Here is a 21,600-nt window from a genome sequence, read left to right as displayed (position 1 = left end):
ACTTTATTTTTATGTTTATATATATTTTGTATTTATATATTTTAATCTATCATGTTTTTAGATATTATTCTGTAATTTATGAGTTACTTTATCTCATCAACTATTCCTACCATCTTAAGAAGAACTTTTGCATTTGTTGTAACACATCTTCCCTCTTGTATATTATAATCAAATTTAATTTCGTTGTTTTGATAATACTCAGCAAAATGATAATTTACAGCATTTATACTTTTATCACTTTCTAAATTACAAAGCTCAAAGTCGTGAGTTGAGACTAATGTTATACTCCATGGCTGAGATAATTTTTTAATAGATTCAGTAGCACATATTATTCTATCTGCTGAATTTGTACCTTTAAATATCTCATCTATCAAGCATATCATAGGTCTTTTATGTTTGTTGTACTCTGTCATTTCTTTTATTCTTAAAAGTTCAGCATAAAAAGTAGAAATTCCTTTGTTTACATTGTCCTCGACTCTTATAGATGTAAGTATTTTCATAATAGATGTATCGAAGCTAGATGCGAGTACAGGACCTCCCGCATATGCTAAAACTAAGTTTATACCTATGCTTCTTAAAAATGTAGTCTTACCTGACATATTAGAACCTGTTATTACACATGTCTGACCTTTTAAGTCTATGCTATTTCCTACTGCATCTTCAATTTTTATAAGAGGATGTTTTAAATTTTTAAAATCTATATTAGGCTTTTCATTTTTACATTCATTTATATTGGCAAAAGTATAGTCATCTCTTATATATGTTATAGATGCTAGACTTATAAGTGCTTCAAATTCACCTACTACTTCTAAATAGCTTCTCATATTCTTTCCGTAAGATTTTTTCCATTTATCGAACATATCTATACAGTTAAAGTCCCATAAAAATATCCCATTTAAAATTATATTTCCCAAGAAATTTTGTCTTAACTCTATATATGAGCCTATTTTTTTTAGTGATTTTACTGCATTTATACTGCCGCCATCTTTATTTAAGGTTTCTTTCAATTCATTTAAGTATTTACTTTCAAAAGATGTCTTTTCTATTTCTTTAAAAAGATTATCGTATACTTTTATGTTTTTATAAAAATCTCCTATTGGTGATAGTATATCTGTGCTTTTAGCCATATTGGCAAATGCTAAAATCAAGTTTATAACTAGTACTGATTTTAATAAATTTTCATATATAGGATTTATTCCTATTAAAGATAATACTGCTAATGCTATAAATATTGCCGGCAATACTATCATAAGAATTTTCTTTATTTTAGATTGACTTTGTGTATTCTCTTCACATACTTCGATAAACTTTTTGATTTCTTTATTTATATTTTTCTTTTTATTTTGTTTTATTAAATATGAAAGCGTCTCTATTTCATTAGAAAACTCTTTCATAGATGATAATTCTTTTACTGCATCTTGATACTTTATTATGTCTTCTAAGTTGTATTTAGTTTGTTTTAAATGATTTACTAAAGACTTTTTACCATATAGAGTATTTGCACTACAAATATATTGATAAAGTGATCCTTCTCCAAATATGTCTAAATCTTTTAAATAAGGCATATTCTCATCTAGATATTCACTTCCTTTGTCTTTAAAATCGTACCAAGTCCCATTTAACCTTTTTATATATTTATTGTATACTTGTATTTTACTTTGTTTATATTTTACATCAGCTTCTATATTGCTGTGGTATTTTACAAGAATTAAAAATACTAAAGCAGATATTAATACTAAAAGATAAAATTTATTATTTTTATTAAAATATCCATAAGTTAAAAATACGACCATTAATATAAATAATGCTACTCTTATCCAACTTATCAAATCACTTTTTCTTTTGATTGACTTTAAGTCCTGCTCGACCTTTGCTTTTTCATTTTTAAAAATTTCAATTTTCATTTAAAAATCTCCCTATAAACAATTTTTCCTATACAAAAGAGTATAACAGATTTTACCTACTGTTATACTCTTTTATTTATTAAGATTTATTAAATTTTAATTTATTTTAAGTTGGATATTTTTATTTCTTCTTTTACAATTTTATATAATTAAGATGGATATGCCATCTTTTTATTTATATAATTTATAAATGTATTTGCCATTAGCTTATGTGCTTTTTCGTTTGGATGTATACCATCTTCACAAATATAATCATCTACATTTTGTTCTAATATTATCGGTGTACGTATATCTATTAGATCGCATTTTTGCTTATTTGCAATATCCATAAGCGCAAGGGAATAAGTTTCTTGGTGTTTGTATATTCTATCTATATTTCCCATCCACTTCTTTATATTATCTGTATTTAAACCATTTTTGGCAAACCAATCAAAATATTTTTGTGAAGAAAGTGGCGGTAAATTTGTAAGTATGGGTTCTATTCCATTAGCTCTAAATTTTTCTATAATAGTATTGATACTTTCTATAAATTTAGGTAATGGTGTATTTGGCAGATATTCTCCATCTGGATTTTCAGATATTTCTTTCCAATTATAATCACAGTCATTTCCACCTAATTCTACTAATGCATAATTAGGTAAATCGCCTTTAGATAAACTTTTATCCATAAGTCTCATAGCTTTTGTAACTGTAAGCCCAAATTTAGAATTATTTTTTATTGTAAGTCCTAATTCTTTTTTAGTAAGTTCTATACTACTATCTTTTAATAAAGAATATCTATCTCTACCTTCTTCTAATACTACTCCTTTAAGTACAGAATCCCCCCAAATAGTTATTTTCTTCATATCTATCATACCTTTCTTTCATAAATTTATTTTAATTTTCATATCATATATTTATATATATTTTATTATGTAGTATTTAATACTATATTATATCTTTATCTTTACCAAGTCAAGTATTTTTTATAATGGATATTATTTGATGTAGTATTTAATATTATATAATCTATTATTTGTTATTATTGATTATTTTTGTACTACGTGATAAACTTTTAAGATAAATACTTAGCTATTTGAAAGTGTTATTAATATATATGACAAAAGGAGCTGATAAATTTGGATTTTAAAGATTCTCACTACATAAAAGAAATTTTAGAATTTCATCTTCCTAGATTCAATGAACTTCCAGATATAGATTTATATATGGATCAAGTTTTAAATATTATAGAAAATTCATTAATCATATTTTCATCTGAAAATGACGAAAATATAATTACAAAATCTATGATAAATAATTATGTAAAACAAAATGTTATAGAAAAACCATTTAAAAAGAGATATAAAAAATTTCATGTAGCTTATTTAATTATTATTTCTATATTAAAAAAAGTCCTTAGTATATCTGAAATATCTAAAATAATAAATAATCAAGACTATGAAGTAGAAGAGTTTTACAATATGTTTTGTAATGAATTAGAGTACTCTTTAAAAAGTACATTCTTAAATGAAAGTAAAGATGAACAAACTAAATTAATAGATGACAATATACATAATAAAATATTAGTTGCAGCAACTCGCGCTTTTGCAAATAAAGTCTATGTCCAAAAATTAATAGAATTTAATGAAGAAGAGATGACTATAGTAGAGTAATTATAATATATTTTCAAATTATACATTATACACAAATTAGATAATATATAATTAATTAGAATTAAAAAAGCAATTTATATATCTTTAAGTTTTATATTACTTTCGATATATAAATTGCTTTTATTTTTTAAATTTAAGCGCAGTTAAATTTATGTAATCTAAATTTTTCAGAATCTAATTTTAAATCTTCTATTTCTTGATTTTTAGTTATAACAAAGTATTTATTGTAAATATCTTGTCTTATTTTTTCCTCTAATGATTCTACTAAAATAATTTCATCCATATATACAGGTACTCTACCTAAAAACTGCATAAAATAAACTAAGTCGTGTTCAGAATATCCCTTTATCAAAATTGAATTTAATATATCCCTAACTTTATACTTATCATGTATATTTACCTTATCTAAGTCTTTATTTATATTTATGAAAACTCCATTTGCCTCTTCTTTAATTTCAAAAATATCGTCTTTTAATAAATTTTTATCTATTTTTGAAAATAAAGCTTTTGGTATAAAATTGATACCTTCTACCCCGTTTAAGTAGCCGTATAACTTGTTATTTATATAATCATCAGAGTTTTCATACTGACTTATATCATTTATATTTTCCATTTCAAATAAATTATAGTAGTCAGGCTTAAGATTTTTTTCAGATATAAATATATTTGCACACAGTGATTTTAATATTTTGCTAGATTCTTTTATAAATTGATTTAAGTAATTTATAAAATCATCAAATTTATAATCGAGAATATGTCCGCTTATATTGAAGCTAAGAGAGCCATAGTATCCAAAATCTGAATTTTCGTCTGTTTGTTTTACATATTCACAATTAAAATTAAGACCTATATCTTGAGGTGTAGGCATTGACATATAATTTATATCTTCATTATTTATGTTGCTTTCTATGTAATTTCTTATACTGTCTATATTATTTAAGTCATATTTTAGTTCTAATTCTTCTAAATCCCAATTTTGCATAAATACTTTACTTGTTACAAATTCTCTATACTCCGATCTAGTAGAAATTTTATCTGTTTTTAATATAGCATCGTAAATCAAGCTTATATTTTTGCTTAAGACCTCTCCTACTGTTTTAATTTTTTTGTGAAGTGCTTTACATGTTATATCTTCTTCATTAAACTGTATATCAAATACAAAGTCATCTTCAAATTTTTGAATTAAATTTATATCTATTAAATTTATTAATTTTATTATATCTTCTGTTTTTTCATCCTTAAAATTAAAATAAAGACATAGATTTCTACAGTCTATTTTTTCATTATTTGAAAATATACTAGATTGTTTATATTTCATAATATTATCCCCTTTATAAATTTATCTCTTTTATTTTTTATAGTTTTTAGCGTATTTTTCAAAAGCTTCTATATAGTTTTTATTATTTCTTCTTTTAACTGCATATTGATGGAGTTCGATGATAATTTTATCTTTATCTCTTACAAAATGGTATAAAAGTCTAAGTTGGGTATTGTCGGCATACCTAAATTTGTAAGTGTAAAAGTTATTTTCAAACACATCGTATTTTATAGATTCATTATTAAAGATTCTTTCAAATGGCTGTCCATTTTCCTCAAACTGAAGAATAGTCTCACATAATTTATTTAACGCTTTATTTATAGCTTCTTTTGTCTTTTCATTTTCTTTATTGAACTTTTTATTATTTATACTTATACAAATTTTCTCGCTCATACATATACCACCTATTAATTTTTTTACACTAATTTATATTATACTACTTTTTTTATATTATTACTTATTATACTTCTTATATTTATTTTGTTTTTATTTTTATATTTATATTTCGTTTTTATAATGCCAAAATTTAATATATAGATTTATTTTCTTTTTATGTATTTTGTGATAAAATAAGTAATATGTTTTATTTTGCCTTTGAAATCTAAATTTGGTTTATACTTTTAATATATATTACATAGGCTAAAATAATAAAAACTAAATATCTATTGAAATTAGGAGGATTAATATGGGTTTAAAAGAAAGATTTGCCGAATCATATGCTAAGTCAAAAACTATGAGTGGACCTGAAAAAAGAGCAAATGAAATCATGGGTAAATTATTAATGAAAAAAGCAATCATACCTATAGTAGCTATGATTATCTTAATCATAGTTGGTGCTATGCAACATATTAACGGATGGATAATCCTTGCAATAAACTTAGGTATATGTGTTGCTACTTTCTTCTATATAAGAAAACAAGCTCAAGAATTCCAAAACTTTACACCTTATGTAGGTAACTTAATAAGTTTAGAACAAAAAGGGAAAAAAGAATACGTTGCTATCTTAAAGCAAGGTAAAAAACCTATTAAATTAAAAATAGCTTATGGCGCTGAAGATTTACAAAATGTAAAGAAAAATCAATTAGTACAAATAAGTTACAACTCTAAATATCAAATTGCAATATTAGTTACTAGATAATAATTGTAGTTTATTATAATAAAAATAAGCAGTCGACGACTGCTTATTTTTATTATCTAATATTCATTATCTTCTTCATATCTATTATTTTCATATCTATTATTATTGTATACAAATTCTTTATATATTTTTAGTGCATTTGCTAATTGGTCTGGACATGATGTCCCTCTCATCTTGCATGGGACTTGTTCCAACATATCGATAACATAATCTATATTTTTACCCCTAACTAAATTTTTAATAGCTATTAATGCACCTTCGCATCCCCCTTCAAATACAACATCACATATAGTATCACCTTCTATATCTAATAAGATAAATTTTGCACATACACCACTTGTATAATATCTATACATTTTTTACCTCCCAATACTTATATAAAGAAATACTTCTTCTAAATAGATTTAAAATATTTTTATTTGCTTATATTTTCTGTTCATTCATATCTTATATATCAATATAAATCGTAGTTATTTTAATTTATAAAATGAATATACTTTCTTATGTGTGATTAAAAGTCATAATTTTAACTTTGTATAATACACTATATTTATAAATTTATGATAAAATACTATTATTAATGTTATTTTTTTATATTGGGAAAAATATAATTTCTATAAAGCTAATTCACAATGTCATTTTGAATTCATAATCATTTTATAGTATATATTCTCAAACAACTAATATAGAAGTTTTTTCCTTTCGTTTTAAATCACGTATATATTAACTGTTATTGGTTAATATTTATCTATAGAAATAGATTAGGAGAGATTTATGATTATATTAGAATTTTATTTTAGAACTTTGACAGTTTTGTTTTGGATTACACTACTGTTTAATTGGGTTTTTATACCCAATCCAATTATTAATTATTATGTATTTAATACTTATTTTGTTTTATCAATTATTTATATAACATTAGCTATAATAAATAAAATAAAACACAAAAGTACAGAAATTAGAGATAAAGTAGATTTTTATTATAAATTGATCTCAATTATAACTTTTGTAATCTCAATGATGTATTTCTTACTATATTCAAACAGTATTAAATTACTCTTAATAAAAACGTTTATAATTTTTTTATATTTTTATATATCTTTTAAAAAGGTTAACTTAAAAGACGAAGAAGGTGTAGTAGGCATAATAGGTTCTATATTAATCTTTGTCTTTGCTACATACTATTAAATCTTAAATATACATTCTCATGGAAAATGTTAGACATATTAATATTTTTTTGTTATTATGTATAAAGAAGTTAATTCAAAAATAAAATTAAATTAAATAAGAAAAGGAGCAATCAACTTATGGAAAAGAAAATATTAGCTAAAGTTGGAGATAAAGAAATCTCTAACATAGATATCGATCACGCTTTACAAGGTTTAGATCCTTATCAAGCACAACAATTCCAAACTGAAGAAGGTAGAAAATATGTATTAGAAGACTTAGTAAATCAAGAACTTCTTTACATGTATGCTAAAGAAAATAAAATAGACGAAAACGAAGATTTCAGAAAAGAAATGGCTGAAATAGAAAAAAACGTATTAAAACAATACGTAATAAACCAAATATTAACTGAAGTAAAATTAACTGATGAAGAAAAACAAGCTTTCTATGAAGCTAACAAAGCTAACTTCTCTAACCCAGAAACTGCTAATGCAAAACACATATTAGTAGATTCAGAAGAAAAAGCTAACGAAATATTAGCTCAAATAAAAGCTGGAGACGTTACTTTCGAAGATGCTGCAAGAGCTAACTCTACTTGCCCATCTAAAGATCAAGGTGGAGACTTAGGTACTTTCGGTAGAGGTCAAATGGTTCCAGAATTCGAAGATGCTACTTTCGCTATGAACGTAGGAGATGTAAGTGAACCAGTTAAAACTCAATTCGGTTACCACTTAATAAAATTAGAAGCTAAAAACGAACCAACTATACCAGCTTACGAAGAAATAGCTGATAAAGTTGAAAAAACTTTAATGTTCCAAAAACAAGGTGAAGTATACAAAAACAAATTAGACGAAGTAAAAGCTAAATTTGGAGATATAGTATCTTACATGTAATCAAAATAAATTTATAAATTAAAAAAGCTTGTCCTATACTATTTGTGACAAGCTTTTACTTTACCCATATAATTAAACCAGACTAACATCCAATTATAATTTACGCATATTAAATTTATAACCTTTTCATATAATTATTACTCAAAATTAATATTATGTGAATAATCTTCTTGTTTTATATTTTTTAGTAATTATATTATATTCTACTTCAGTTATTCCCTCGATTTTATAAATTTTCTCAAAAATAAATTTTTCTAGACTTTCAATATCTTCGACAAAAGCATCTGCATATAACTCATTTTTCCCTGTCATAGCGTATATACTTTCTATTTGTGAATACTCTTCAAGTGCATTTGCCACATCATCTAATTTATTTGGTACAGCTTTTACTTGTAAAAATACAGGAGTATTTAAACCGACTTTTTTTGAATTTAATTGAACTGTAAATCTTTCAATTATTCCCTCTTCAAGCATTTTCATAACTCTTTCTCTTACTGCCATACGTGATAGATGTACTTCTCTAGCAATTTCTGCATATGATATTCTGCTATCATTTGCTAATAATTTTAGTATTCTTATGTCAGTTTTGTCTAGATGAATACCTAATTTGTCAAAGTCTAAAGAATCTTCTCTCATAAATATACCTCCTCTTAGGAAAATTTTAACACTCCTATAATTAGATTATAACAGTTAGTATATGAGTAGGTATATAAAAACTTATTTTATATGGATTTTTTTTATTTTTTCATCTTTTCGTAACAATATTCTACAATAGTTCTTCTTTTTACCATTCCTATAAAAGTTTCCGAGTCATCTATTACAGGAACGAAATTTTGACTAATAGCTTTTGATACTAATAATTCCATATTTGCACTTATAGATACTGGCGTATTGTTTTTTCTTCTAGGAACGTCTATTACGGGCATAAAATCTATATCTTTTAAACTAATTTCATTTTTTTCAGCTAAGTCCTCTAATGTCCAAAGTAAATCCCCTTCTGTTATAGTTCCTACATATTTGCCATCCTTTGTTAATATAGGAATAGATGAGTATTTATGTTCTTTCATTTTGTCTAGGGTCTGTCTAATAGTAAAATCTTCTGTTATGTATGCCACTTCACTTTTTGGTGTTAAAAAAAATAATATATTCATATTTATATACACCTCCACAATTGTTTTCAAAAATCTATCTCATATTATTTTATCATAGTTAAGTATTTGTTTGTATGTAAATTTTCTATCTCTTCAAGAACAGTATTTACATTATATATCATTATAATTCATTTAATTTTATATACAAAAAAAAGCCACCAAAGTGGCCTTTTTCTCACATATCACTAGCATTACTAATATATATATGAATCTCGTTATAATCCTAATTATACTCTTACTACGTTAGCAGCTTGAGGACCTTTTGCTCCTTCAACTACGTCGAATTCAACATTTTGTCCTTCTTCTAATGATTTGTATCCATCACATTGTATAGCTGAGAAATGTACGAAAACATCTCCTTCACCTTCTACAGATATGAATCCAAATCCTTTTTCATTGTTAAACCATTTTACTACACCTGTTTTCATTAATAAATCCTCCTAAAAACACACTTAATTAGCTATTAAAATAGCTTTATACTTAATTTATCATATATAATTATATTTGTCAATTAAATTTAATTTTATACTTTTTTTCTGGAATTTATTAAAATAAATTCAATAAATTCTATGTTAATTTAAATTTAATAAAAAATATATCCAATTTCAACAATATTTATATATCTATTACTCGTAATTAACTTTAATCAGATGGAATTTTATAGCTTTATCACTCCATCCTAAATCCCAAGGTACTAACAATCTATCGGTATTGTGACAAGTAACTAATGGATATCCCTTTGAGTCTAATCCTGTTACTGTTGATACATGGGTTATTCTTCCGTTTTTTTCATATCCCACAATATCTCCCGGTCTCAATTTGTAAGCTTCTTTGTATACTTCTTCGTAACTTCCTTTTGCTAAATAATATCCTCTTCCGCTATAGATAAGGTAATTTTTAAATCCCTGTGCATTTACCCATTCTCTCGTAGCTGCTCCTTTTTCATAATTCCATGTACGATTTTTTGAGAATGTTCCGCTTTCATACATTATTTGTGATGCAAAGTTTGCACAGTCTCCTCCATCACCATTGAAATCTTTATAATTTGGATTTATAAGGTATATTTTATCATCTGCATTTGTAGCGGCTCCACAGTATTTATGTGCATAATCTACTGCTTTTTTTTGTTTATCACTTAAATTTAATTCTACTGGATTTTGTGCTAAGATGTAGTTTTTTATCTCAGCAGAGTTTATATTCTCTAAATTTAGTGAATCCGCAAATGGATCTGTATACCATTCTTTAGTTATTACATATTGGTCGTCTTTTACTCTTACATGAAGATAATGTTGAGTTCCTATTTGGAATTCATTTTTTATATCTGGTTGATTTTCATAGTAGTATTTATATTTAGTACATACTGTACAAATTATGCCGTATAAATTCTTCTCTCTTTCTCTCATTTTATTCACTTTTACTTTTGCATCGATTTCATCAAATACTACACCTTGTTTATCCGACCAATTTTTAAGATATTGCATCTTTTTTATTTCATGTTCATATGCCCAAAGCCCAAACTTTATATTAGTGTCGTATAATCCCTTTAGTATTTCCTCATTATGCTCCATAATAGCTTTATTTCTATAATCAAATAAGTCTTTTAAGTATAATTCATACTCTTTGCTTATATCCTGGGATTTATTCATATCTTTATTTTTTTCATTTCCATCTTCAGCTTGCATATTTTGAGTATTTAAATCTGTTTCATAACTTTCGCAATCATTGTCTTGATCGTCTTGCTTTTTAACTTTATCTTTATTCTTTTTACTTCCTTTCTCTTCTTTTTTGTCTTCGTTTTGATATATTGTTTTATTTTGTGCATATATATAATTATTTTCTTTAAGGTTTATAAAATTAAGTCCTCCAACACTCAAACTCAATATTAGTAAAGCCTTAAAGATTTTGTTATAGCTTATCAAAATACTTCACCTCCACTTAATAATTTGTAGATATTTTGTTATAGCGCACATAAAATAATATTTTAAAGAAAATATTAGCTAAATTTTAAGTTAAAATACTTTCTTATAATTTTTATTAGTATATCCAAAATATTAAACAAATAATTATTAAGCTAGTTTACATATTTTACATGAAATTAAATAAATATGAAACTGTATATAAAATTAACTACAATTAAAAAATTATATATATCAATTTTTTAATTGTACTCATACAAATTTGCTTTTATATATTTTATAAATAATTATTTTCACATCAAGTCATTTAATAGTAAAATATACCTATGCAATCTTTAATTTACGGAGGAAAATATATGATTAAAAAGGTGGCTGCAATAAATGATATGTCTGGAATTGGAAAGTGCTCTCTTAGCGTTGCTCTTCCAATATTATCAGCTTTAAAAACTCAATGCTGTCCTTATCCAACAGCAATATTATCTAGCCAAACTGGATATCCAAAATTCACATATTTAGATTTTACATCTCATATGAAAGAATACGGCGAAACATGGAAGAAACTAAATGTAGGCCTTGATACTATATATAGTGGTTTCTTAGGTTCTATAGATCAAATAGACATTGTTTCTGATTTTATAAATCAAAACAAAAATGCCTATGTAATTGTCGACCCTGTTATGGGCGATGGTGGAAATTATTATCAAACTTTTAATGATGAAATTTGTAATAAGATAAAAGATTTAGTAAAAGTATCTGATTTAGTAACACCTAATTTAACAGAAGCATGTCTTTTGACTAATAATAAATATCACACAAATTATACATTAGAAGATACATTAAAATTAGCAAAGGAAATAGCTAATTTAGGTCCCAAAAAAGTAATAATAACAGGTATATTAATAGATGATAATATTATAAATTTAGGATACGATAAAGAAAGTGATGAATCATTTTCATATTCATTAAAATATAATAATAAATCATATAGCGGTACTGGAGATATCTTCACTTCTATAATTTCAGGTCTTATAACTAATGGATATGATTTTAAAGAGTCTATAAAAATAGCTTCAGATTTTATATTTAAATGTATTTCATATACAGGCAAATACGATACTGACCCTAATGATGGCGTATTTTTTGAAATATTTTTAAATGATTTAACATCATTAAATAATTAGATATTGAGTTCTACATCCTCCCTTATTTTTATATAAATATATTATAGATTTTATGGCATAATCAATGTAAATTAATAATAATTTACTACTTGCCTTTTATTCATAATATAAAAAAGGGAGGATTTTTATATGAATATAAATCAAAAAGCTCAAGAATTAGCCAAATTAATAAAAACTACAGATGAGTTTAAAACTATGAATAGATATAAGAGAGAAATTGAAAAAAATAAAAATATTAAACGACAATTAGATAGTTACTTAAATAAAAAAGATAAAATTTATACTAAACACAAAATAGACGAAGCCAATCGAAAAGTTTCTCAACTTGATAGAGAATATTCAAAAGTTTTTCAAAATCCACTAGTAGAAAATTACTTTAAAAGTACACAAAATTTCAACTTACTTATGCAAAGTATATATAAATCAATTGAAGAAGAACTTCTAAGATAATATTTATCACATTTAAGTTTAAATTTTATTATTATTAAATTCCCCTCTACTATGTTGATTTTATATTGTTTAAGACTTATTATTTAAATATAGACTCCCTAAAAAAGCTCTATTAATATTGCTTTTTTAGGGATATTTATACAAACTCTTTTAATAAAAATTTTATCATTTTAAAACCTGCATTTATAAGTAGATTGACTATATAAAACTATAGCTTTATTTAAAAATAAGGGGGATTAATATGAGTTCATTACAAACAAATAAAAAAAGACTTTCTTCTAGCAAAGAAATTTGTAAAAGGGAGTCCGAAGTTTTGGCAAAAACACAAAAACTGCCATATTGTCCAATAGCGTTTGAATCTGGAAAAGGCGCTCTTTTATACGATTATGAGGGAAATGAATATATAGATTTATTGTCTAGTGCATCTTCAGCTAATATTGGACATGGTAATTGTGAAATTGCCCAAGCAGTCAAAGATCAAATGTCTAAACTAGCTCAATTTTCTACAGTTTACTTTTCCTGTAGAGAGCCTGTTGAATATGCAGAAAAATTAATACAGTTATACCCTGGGGATAATAATAAAAAAGTATTATTTTCGACTACAGGCTCAGAATCAATAGATGCTGCAATAAAATTATCAAAGGCCTATACGGGTCGAAATAAAATAATTTCTTTTAATGGTGCTTATCATGGGAGTACTTTTGGTGCTTTATCAATATCTGCAATAAGTTTAAATATGAGAAGAAAAATTGGCTCCATCTTGCCAGATATTTATCACTTTAATTATCCAATTTGTATTAAATGTCCATATGAAAAAAATGAATCATCATGTACTTTAGAATGTCTAAAAGAAATAGAAAATGCATTTAATTTATATCTTCCACCTGAAGATGTAGCCGCAGTATTTTTTGAGCCAATAGCTGGAGACTCAGGTATAATTGTACCGCCTAAAAAATATGTACAAGCTTTATTTTCACTATGTCAAAAATACAATATATTATTTGTCGTTGATGAAATTCAACAAGCTTGGGGTCGAAGTGGCAAATTCTTTTCAATTGAGCACTTTGATATAGAGCCTGATTTAATAGTTATGGGTAAAGCATCTGGTGGAGGTCTTCCAATGGGTATAGTTATGGGTAAAACTCAAATTATGGATAGCTTAGATGCACCAGCCCATGTATTTACTATGTCCGGCAATTCAACCGTATGTGTTGCCGCTTTAAAAATGCTAGAAATTTTTGAGAGAGAAAATCTAGTAGAAAAGTCTAGACTTAAAGGAGATTATTTTAAAAATAAACTTCTAAGCTTAAAATCTAAGTACAGTATAATAAAAGACGTCCGCGGAATGGGTCTTTCAATAGGAGTTGATTTAGACAACAAAACATCTACTACTAAAGTAATCTATTACTGCCAACAACATGGTTTAGTTTTAATTTCTATAGGGCAATGCACATTGAGAATCCAGCCTCCTCTTGTAATAACTTATGAACAAATAGACAAAGCAATATATATAATTGAACAATCTATAAAATCTTTACTAAATAATGAAATACCTGATAGTGCTTTATCTGTAATAAACGGATGGTAATAATATAGTATTTAAATAAAAACTATTAGACTTGACTAATTTTTATTTTAAACAGGGGGTAAACTTATGAAATATAGAATAAAAAACTCTATTTTATCTCAAATAAAAGAAAGTTATGCAACTGGCGATAAAAATATTTTAAACGATATAGAAATAGATTGTTCTGAAGGAATTAACTTAGTTTCATTTTCTAATATAGCAATAGAAGCTTTTAATTCTATCGATTATACTATAATACAAGACTATCCTCATTCAACATGCCTTCAAGAATCTATAATAAAGTTTTGGGATAAATACACTAATACAAAACTAGATTATAACAATATTACGCTATATGACGGTTCTATAGGTGCATTATTTTTAATAAATAAATTGTTTATAGAAAATGGCGATAAAGTTCTAGGACTTTCACCACAATTTCCAGAATACGGCGCAGATGTATTTATGTGTGGTGGTATTTTCAATACTTATAAGTTAAACCCTAAAAATAATTACAAATTTATTGTAGATGAGTTTTTAGATTTAATAAACGACGATTTAAAATTAATTTATATAGACAACCCAAACAATCCCACAGGACAGATAATAAACTTAGATGATATAAAAAAGATTGTAGATTTGGCTTATACAAAAAATATAGTTGTATTGATAGATGAAGCTTATGGAGATTATATGAATCCTAAAAATTCAGCTATAAATTTAATTTATAAATACGAGAACTTAGTCGTTTCAAAAACATTTTCTAAAGCTTATGGTTTAGCTGGGCTTAGAGGTGGTTATTCTATTCAAAATAAAAACTTAACTAATATAATGAATAACGTCCATACACCTTATGAAATGGGTTCTATAACTAGATATATTTCATCAAAAGTTATATTTGACTATGAATTTTTGCTTAAAATGCAAAATTCCAATAAAAAAATAAAAGAAAAACTCATAAAAAATTATAAAAATCTAAGTATATCAGAAACAGGACAAACAACTTCTATAATGCTTGTGACTCACAAAAATAAAGATATCGATTTACAAAAGGAATTTTCAAAGTTAAAAATAAGTGTAATCTCTTGTAGCTCATTTAACTCACTTAACAAAAATTCTATTAGATTTAGACTTCCTTCTTCTATATATTTAAATAGATTAATAGAAGCGTTTAGTATTATAGATGATATAGATTAAAAAACGACTGTAAACTAATTACAGCCGTTTTATTTATACTTTCTTTAAAAATTCAACAGGATCTTTTCTAGATGCTATTTTCGCAGGAATAAAACCTCCAATAAGAGTTATTAATATACTTATTACGATTAAAATCAACGTATTTTCTATTTTTAATACTGCTATGTTTGGTAAATCTATAATTCTCTCTAATATAAAATTCATAGGCATTATAAATACATACGCCATAAATACGCCAAAAACTCCAGATAATAATCCTATTATGATATTTTCTATATTAAATAATCTTATAATATCTCTTTTTTTACTTCCTAATACTCTCAATATGCTAACTTCTCTTTTTCGCTCAAGAGTTGATGCATAAGTCAGTACAAATATAGTTATTAGAGATATTAAAAATACTAAACTTCCAAAAACTATCAAGACTATTGTTATTGCCCTCATAATACTTGTAGATAATTTATTTATAGGAGTTGAAGTATCTTTATATAATACTTTTTCATCTTTAGGTTTATCTTTGTTGTAATTATCTAAATACTCTATTATATCACTCTTACTTTCAAAGTCTTTTGGATAAATAGTTATTGATGAAGGTAAAAACGATGCTCCAAGCGAACTCAACATTTGATTTTTTGTTACGGATTGATTTATATTATTTAATATATTTACTCCAGATATTTTAGTAACTACGCCTTCATTAACGTTGCTATTTTTGAATTTTTGACCAGTTATAACATTGTAATCTGAATTTTCTTGTACTTTTACTATATCTGATTTTATACAGTTTTCAATATAGTAATTGCAAAGCTCATTGCTATAAGATATTCCTTGTGGCAAATCATATAAGTTGTTGCTTTTCTTTGCTCTAAGTATCCCAGTTATGCTTATAGTTATAGCTTTTTTTGAATTATATAATTCGTCTAAATTCTCTTCACTGCTATCTATATAAAAATAATTATTGTTTTTCTTATAAAATTCATTATTTAAAATAATTTTATATTCTTTACCGATTAATTCATCAAATTCTATTTTTTTATTATTGTTATAATTTACACCAAGGGCATTTAAAATCTCAGTGTCTAATCGATTATATTCATCTACAACTAGTACAACTTCATTTTGATTTGTCGGATAATATCCATACAATAAATCATAATTTTGTTCTAGATATGTTCCATCTCCATAATCTTTTGGATAAGATGATAAATTAATAGATGAGGTATCTAAAATCGATATCTTTCCATCCTCATCTTTTTTTAGTATATTCATATTAACTTGGCTTTCATAAGATATCGCAGAGAATAAACTCTTGTCCATATTTTTTATATATTGTATATATTTTTGAGTTATTTGATTTTTATGTTTTGAGTCATCTTCGTCTGAATCATATGGATAAATTACGTTTTCATCTTTATGTGATTTTAAATCGTCTATATTCTCTGTATCTTGTTTATCTGAGTCTGTTTTATAAATATAAGAATTATTATATACTTTATCTATAACTATAGGATAGTTTGCCAACGAATCATTTTCATAATTATTTATCTTTTCATTAAAACCTTCAATTAGTGCTACTATTAATGCAATCCCCATAATACCTATACTTGAAATTAATATATAAAAGAATGTTCTGAGTTTTTTATTTGAAATATCTCTTATTGCCAACCTAATTCCTGTAGAGATTTTTAACTTTGTTTTATTTAGCTTAATTGGCTTTTGATGCAATTCATCTTTTAAAGAGTTTGTATCTTCTATTACTTCTCCGTCTCTAACAGTAATTATTCTATTTGCATACTTTTGTGATATGTGAGGGTTTTGTGTTACCATAATAACTAATTTATCTTTAAAAACATCTTTTATTAAATCCATTATCTCCATGCTACATCTACTATCTAAGTTTCCAGTAGGCTCATCTGCAAGGATTATTTTAGGGTCATTTACAAGTGCTCTAGCTATTGCAACCCTTTGCATCTCGTCTTTAGAAAGATACTCTGATGTCTTTTTCATATAGTCCTTAATTCCTACTTTATTTAATGCTTCTATAGATTTTTCTTGGATTTCTTGTTTAGATAAATCGCTTAATGATACTGCCATCTTTACATTTTCTAATATACTCAGGTGAGGTATGAGGTTGTAATTTTTAAATATAAAACCTACTGTAGTATTTCTATATGAATCCCAATTAGAATCTGTAAATTCTTTTGTAGATTTCCCATTTATAATTAGATCCCCTTTATCAAAATGTTCTAATCCTCCAATTATATTTAGAAGTGTTGTTTTTCCTGAGCCACTAGCTCCTAGTATTGTTACAAATTCACTTTCTCTAAACTTTAAATTTATTCCATCTAAAGCAATCTGTCTGCTTCCTCCTGTTATGTAACTTTTATAAATATTTTTTAGTTGTAACATAATGCCTCCTAAATATATATGCTTCAACAATCTTAGACATAATACTATTTTAATATATTTTATTAATTATTATAAGAGTATTATGTTAATAATATATGAATTATTAATCTTTTATTAAATTTTACATTAAGTTCATATTTCTTATTTATAATTTTATAGTATAATTTAGTTAATATAAATTTATACTTGATATATAAAAAATTTTTGAGGTGTTTTAAATGTTTAATATATTAGTGATTGAAGATAACAAAAATATGAGAAAACTTATTTGTGCTACTCTAAAACAAAATGGATACTCAACTTTTGAAGCTGAAGATGGCGAAGTTGGTCTTGATGTATTAGATAGTACACATATTGATTTAATAATATGCGATATAATGATGCCTAATATGGATGGGTACGAATTTACAGAGACGCTGAGGGAAGCTCATTGTGAAATTCCTATAATAATAGTAACGGCTAAAGAAGAATTAGAAGATAAGAAAAAAGGATTTTCTATAGGTGCTGATGATTATATGGTAAAACCTATAGACTTTGAAGAGCTTATTTTACGAATAGGCGCTATACTTAGACGTTCAAAAATTGTAAATGATCATAAAATAACTGTTGGAAGTACAATCCTAGATTATAATTCCTTATCAGTTACTTATAATGGCGAATGTAATACTTTACCGAAAAAAGAATTTTATCTTTTATTTAAATTAGTTTCATCTCCAGATACTATATTCACTCGTAGACAACTATTAGATGAAATTTGGGGAATGGAAAGTATGGCAGATGAAAGAACTGTAGATGTACATATTAAAAGAATTAGAGAACGCTACAGAGATTCTAAAGATTTTGAAATAATTACTGTCAGAGGACTTGGATATAAAGCGGTGATACATTCATGATAAGAAACTTACAGACCAGACTTATCTTATTTATAATTTTTATAGCAACATTTGCTGGCTGTTTTTCATTTTTACTGTCTTTTTTCTTTTATGGCAGCAGTTTAGAAAACAATATAAAACAAAATCAAACAAAAATAGCAGAAAATATTTTGTTGTTACACCAAGAAACAGATTTTCCACTTGAGAAAATAATTTCTATTGATTTTAGCAATGAATACGAATTAAAAGTAGTTAATGATATTTCAAATTATAAAAATATAACTAAAGACAATGATATAATATATTCTGAAAAACCATTACTACATTCAGTCACAACAATTGTAAAAATCGAAGATAAGTATGTAGTTATATCTACTACTCCAAAGAATAATTTATTTTTCTATACAATGATAAATAGTGTATTATCAATTTCTTCTACTTTATTATTTATGTCAATTATAATTACCGTATTAAGTAAGAAAATTTTAATGCCTATCAGAAATTTAAATTATGCAACTGGTGAAGTTTCTAAAGGTAATTTTAAAATACAACTTCCTATTCCAAATGATTTTGAAATGGGGTCATTAACTGCGAAATTTAACTCTATGGTTAGAGAATTAAATAGTATAGAAACACTTAGAAATGATTTTATAAACAACGTATCTCATGAAATTAAAACTCCAATATCAACTATACAGGGGTTTTCTAATTTATTAAAAGACGATACTCTTTCAAAAGAAGATAAAAATGAATATCTAGATATCATTATCAGTGAGACATCTAGAATATCTAATTTAACTAGCAATATATTAAAACTTACTAAACTTGAAACACAGGGAATAATTACAGATAAAACATCATTTTATCTTGATGAGCAACTGAGACATTCTATACTTATTTTACAGAGAGACTTATCAGAAAAAAACATAGATTTAGATATAGATTTAGATAAAGTTCAGATTTATAGCAATGAAGAATTACTACAACAAGTTTGGTTAAATCTTCTTTCAAATGCTATAAAATTTACTAAAGAAAATGGGAAGATTTCTATACAACTTATGGATACTGAAGATACTGCTACAGTAAAAATCACAGATAATGGTATAGGAATGAAACCTGAAAGCTTAAATCATATATTTGATAAATTCTATCAAGAAGATAGATCACATTCAAGTAATGGTAATGGTTTAGGACTTCCTCTTGTAAAACGTATCGTCGATTTATGCAGCGGTACAATAAGAGTCAAAAGTTTATTAGGTGAAGGTTCATCCTTTACAGTTGAATTGCCTAAAAATAATATTAAAATAGAGGGTTAGTATAACCCAAATACACTTTTAATTACTTAAGGGAGGATAAAATCCTCCCCTTTTTCATTATATCTAAAATAATAATCTAATTTTAAACTAGATATTTATAATCTCGATATATTTTATAGTTTTTTATTTACCCATTGATTGAATCATCTTTTGGATATACATATAGTAATTGTTCCACATATCATTCATATTGTCTAAATCGTCTGATGTCGTTATATATGGAGTGTCCATTGTCATATATTGATTTGACATATTTCCCATATATTGCATTGGAGTCATATCATACATTGGGTTTACATAGCTATATTGATATCCACAGTCATTCATACAACCACAAGTATTTTGATATCCACAATCTTGTTGTTCTGGAGCTACCTGTATTATTTCATCATTGTTGTCTTGGCATCCATAGTTGCTATAATCATATACAGAGTATTCACATGTGTCTTTTTGAGTTTGGCATCCACAGCTATTAGATTCTACTTGAGGTTGATAATTACAGCTATTCATTTGTTGTTTGCTTCCTGTATTGCATCCACATGAATTTTTAGTTTGTTCAGGATTTACACAACTATTCATGCAGTTATTTAATTTAGTGTTACATTTATTTATTAGGTCTTCACATTTTTTAGATTTACTTTCCATTTCTTTTATTTTTTCTTCAGCATTTTTGTAACATTCTAAAGTTTTTTGTTCATATTTTAGCGTTTGGTTGTATAAATATTTTGCTTGTGCGTTGTAGTTTTCAGCTTTTTCATAAGCACATTTTGCATTTTGACAATTTTCTGCTGCTTCTTGTTCTAAATCTTTTGCTTCTTTATAAAGACATTTAGCTTTACAACATAATTCTTCTGCTTTATTTAATAATTCTTGAGCTGTACAATTTGCATTTTTTGCTCCTTTATCTGCATCTTTTGCATTTTGCATTAAGTTGCATGATTTTTGAGATAAATTCTTTGCATTTTGTTCTAGTGCTTTTGCATCTTTAAGTGCGCACATAGCTTTATCTTCATATTTTACAGCTTTATTGAATAATTCTTCTGCTCTTTGTGCTAAGTCTGCACATTTATCTTCACATTTGATTTCACATTCTTCACATGGACAAGTATATTCTTTTATTTTTGGTTTACATTTAGTTGGTTTACAGCTATCTATTGCATTTACTGATTTATCAGGAATACAGCTTTTTGGAGTATATTCAGTTGTTGGTTTAGTACAATTACATTTATCTTCGTATGCATCTTCCTTTTTTGGGCAATAATTCATATTTTTGCTGCTGTAAACATTCCCCTGATTATTGCACCCACAAGATTTCTTTTTCTTTCTCATGATAAGTCATTCCCCTTTTTGATAGAAAATTTACAAAAAGCCTTAATTTAAATTAATTTAAATTTTATAGACTTTCAAAACATATATATATTTTTATTTATTATATTTGTTTATTATAATTATATGTAAAGTTAAAAAAC

General features: G+C 25.5%; 20 protein-coding genes. 9 read left to right on the top strand and 11 right to left on the bottom strand.

Annotation, left to right across the window (positions count from 1 at the left end; all coding sequences use genetic code 11):
• Positions 1-83: 83 nt before the first annotated feature.
• Together ABCM86_RS05735 and ABCM86_RS05730 are read right to left on the bottom strand one after the other, a co-directional pair.
• On the bottom strand, positions 84-1,904 hold the full coding sequence (locus tag ABCM86_RS05735) for a mannonate oxidoreductase (protein ID WP_295574483.1): 1,821 nt from the start codon (positions 1,902-1,904) through the stop codon (positions 84-86).
• Between the two features lie 149 nt (positions 1,905-2,053).
• The gene (locus tag ABCM86_RS05730; protein WP_195931122.1) at positions 2,054-2,749 is read right to left on the bottom strand and encodes an SGNH/GDSL hydrolase family protein; all 696 of its coding nucleotides are present in this window, start codon (positions 2,747-2,749) and stop codon (positions 2,054-2,056) included.
• 273 nt (positions 2,750-3,022) lie between these two features.
• Between ABCM86_RS05730 and ABCM86_RS05725 the strand changes: the two genes are divergently transcribed.
• Positions 3,023-3,556, top strand: a complete 534-nt coding sequence (locus ABCM86_RS05725) for a DUF1836 domain-containing protein (RefSeq protein ID WP_195931123.1) — start codon at positions 3,023-3,025, stop codon at positions 3,554-3,556.
• 133 nt (positions 3,557-3,689) lie between these two features.
• Here ABCM86_RS05725 and ABCM86_RS05720 read toward each other — a convergent pair whose 3' ends face one another.
• Entirely contained in the window at positions 3,690-4,874 is a 1,185-nt protein-coding gene (locus tag ABCM86_RS05720) for a hypothetical protein (RefSeq protein ID WP_295574477.1), read from the bottom strand.
• A 30-nt stretch (positions 4,875-4,904) separates the two neighbouring features.
• Positions 4,905-5,267, bottom strand: a complete 363-nt coding sequence (locus tag ABCM86_RS05715; protein ID WP_195931575.1) for a hypothetical protein — start codon at positions 5,265-5,267, stop codon at positions 4,905-4,907.
• A 292-nt stretch (positions 5,268-5,559) separates the two neighbouring features.
• Between ABCM86_RS05715 and ABCM86_RS05710 the strand changes: the two genes are divergently transcribed.
• The gene (locus tag ABCM86_RS05710; protein WP_195931576.1) at positions 5,560-6,012 is read left to right on the top strand and encodes a hypothetical protein; all 453 of its coding nucleotides are present in this window, start codon (positions 5,560-5,562) and stop codon (positions 6,010-6,012) included.
• Positions 6,013-6,068: 56 nt separating this feature from the next.
• On the opposite strand, the gene ABCM86_RS05705 is transcribed toward ABCM86_RS05710, so the two are convergent.
• Positions 6,069-6,368, bottom strand: a complete 300-nt coding sequence (locus tag ABCM86_RS05705; RefSeq protein WP_195931577.1) for a TIGR03905 family TSCPD domain-containing protein — start codon at positions 6,366-6,368, stop codon at positions 6,069-6,071.
• A 951-nt stretch (positions 6,369-7,319) separates the two neighbouring features.
• On the opposite strand from ABCM86_RS05705, the gene ABCM86_RS05700 reads away from it, so the two are divergent.
• Positions 7,320-8,072: a peptidylprolyl isomerase gene (locus ABCM86_RS05700; RefSeq protein ID WP_195931578.1), complete on the top strand. Its 753-nt coding sequence runs from the start codon at positions 7,320-7,322 to the stop codon at positions 8,070-8,072.
• 153 nt (positions 8,073-8,225) lie between these two features.
• On the opposite strand, the gene ABCM86_RS05695 is transcribed toward ABCM86_RS05700, so the two are convergent.
• The 4 genes from ABCM86_RS05695 to ABCM86_RS05680 all read right to left on the bottom strand — a co-directional run bounded on the left by ABCM86_RS05695 (position 8,226) and on the right by ABCM86_RS05680 (position 11,142).
• Positions 8,226-8,708: an Lrp/AsnC family transcriptional regulator gene (locus ABCM86_RS05695; protein ID WP_195931579.1), complete on the bottom strand. Its 483-nt coding sequence runs from the start codon at positions 8,706-8,708 to the stop codon at positions 8,226-8,228.
• Between the two features lie 101 nt (positions 8,709-8,809).
• Complete coding sequence (locus tag ABCM86_RS05690; protein WP_195931580.1) at positions 8,810-9,223, bottom strand: CBS domain-containing protein; 414 nt, start codon at positions 9,221-9,223, stop codon at positions 8,810-8,812.
• A 227-nt stretch (positions 9,224-9,450) separates the two neighbouring features.
• Complete coding sequence (locus tag ABCM86_RS05685) at positions 9,451-9,651, bottom strand: cold-shock protein (RefSeq protein WP_195931581.1); 201 nt, start codon at positions 9,649-9,651, stop codon at positions 9,451-9,453.
• A 198-nt stretch (positions 9,652-9,849) separates the two neighbouring features.
• Positions 9,850-11,142: an amidase domain-containing protein gene (locus tag ABCM86_RS05680; RefSeq protein WP_295574468.1), complete on the bottom strand. Its 1,293-nt coding sequence runs from the start codon at positions 11,140-11,142 to the stop codon at positions 9,850-9,852.
• A gap of 353 nt (positions 11,143-11,495) precedes the next feature.
• Here ABCM86_RS05680 and ABCM86_RS05675 point away from each other — a divergent pair, with 353 nt between their 5' ends.
• From ABCM86_RS05675 to ABCM86_RS05660, 4 genes are all read left to right on the top strand, one after another.
• Complete coding sequence (locus ABCM86_RS05675) at positions 11,496-12,320, top strand: pyridoxamine kinase (protein WP_295574465.1); 825 nt, start codon at positions 11,496-11,498, stop codon at positions 12,318-12,320.
• A 129-nt stretch (positions 12,321-12,449) separates the two neighbouring features.
• Entirely contained in the window at positions 12,450-12,770 is a 321-nt protein-coding gene (locus ABCM86_RS05670; protein WP_195931106.1) for a YlbF family regulator, read from the top strand.
• Positions 12,771-13,011: 241 nt separating this feature from the next.
• Entirely contained in the window at positions 13,012-14,358 is a 1,347-nt protein-coding gene (locus ABCM86_RS05665; RefSeq protein WP_295574462.1) for an aminotransferase class III-fold pyridoxal phosphate-dependent enzyme, read from the top strand.
• 66 nt (positions 14,359-14,424) lie between these two features.
• Entirely contained in the window at positions 14,425-15,534 is a 1,110-nt protein-coding gene (locus tag ABCM86_RS05660; RefSeq protein ID WP_295732753.1) for an aminotransferase class I/II-fold pyridoxal phosphate-dependent enzyme, read from the top strand.
• A 33-nt stretch (positions 15,535-15,567) separates the two neighbouring features.
• Here ABCM86_RS05660 and ABCM86_RS05655 read toward each other — a convergent pair whose 3' ends face one another.
• Complete coding sequence (locus ABCM86_RS05655) at positions 15,568-17,943, bottom strand: ABC transporter ATP-binding protein/permease (protein ID WP_343003678.1); 2,376 nt, start codon at positions 17,941-17,943, stop codon at positions 15,568-15,570.
• A gap of 218 nt (positions 17,944-18,161) precedes the next feature.
• Between ABCM86_RS05655 and ABCM86_RS05650 the strand changes: the two genes are divergently transcribed.
• Both ABCM86_RS05650 and ABCM86_RS05645 read left to right on the top strand, forming a co-directional pair.
• Positions 18,162-18,836 (top strand): response regulator transcription factor, encoded by a 675-nt coding sequence (locus ABCM86_RS05650; protein ID WP_195931110.1) that lies wholly within the window; start codon positions 18,162-18,164, stop codon positions 18,834-18,836.
• Positions 18,833-20,131 (top strand): HAMP domain-containing sensor histidine kinase, encoded by a 1,299-nt coding sequence (locus tag ABCM86_RS05645; RefSeq protein WP_195931111.1) that lies wholly within the window; start codon positions 18,833-18,835, stop codon positions 20,129-20,131. Before ABCM86_RS05650 ends, ABCM86_RS05645 begins: the two co-directional genes overlap by 4 nt.
• A 123-nt stretch (positions 20,132-20,254) precedes the next feature.
• Here the strand turns inward: ABCM86_RS05645 and ABCM86_RS05640 are convergent, their stop codons facing one another.
• Positions 20,255-21,460 carry a hypothetical protein gene (locus tag ABCM86_RS05640; RefSeq protein WP_343003677.1) on the bottom strand — a complete coding sequence of 402 codons (1,206 nt, stop codon included), beginning with the start codon at positions 21,458-21,460 and terminating at the stop codon, positions 20,255-20,257.
• Between the last annotated feature and the right edge of the window lie 140 nt (positions 21,461-21,600).

This window comes from Clostridium sp. 2218st1_F5_2218SCRN_220325, assembly GCF_039062665.1.
Lineage (GTDB): Bacteria > Bacillota > Clostridia > Peptostreptococcales > Peptostreptococcaceae > Intestinibacter.
This window is presented reverse-complemented; position numbering and strand designations above follow the sequence as displayed.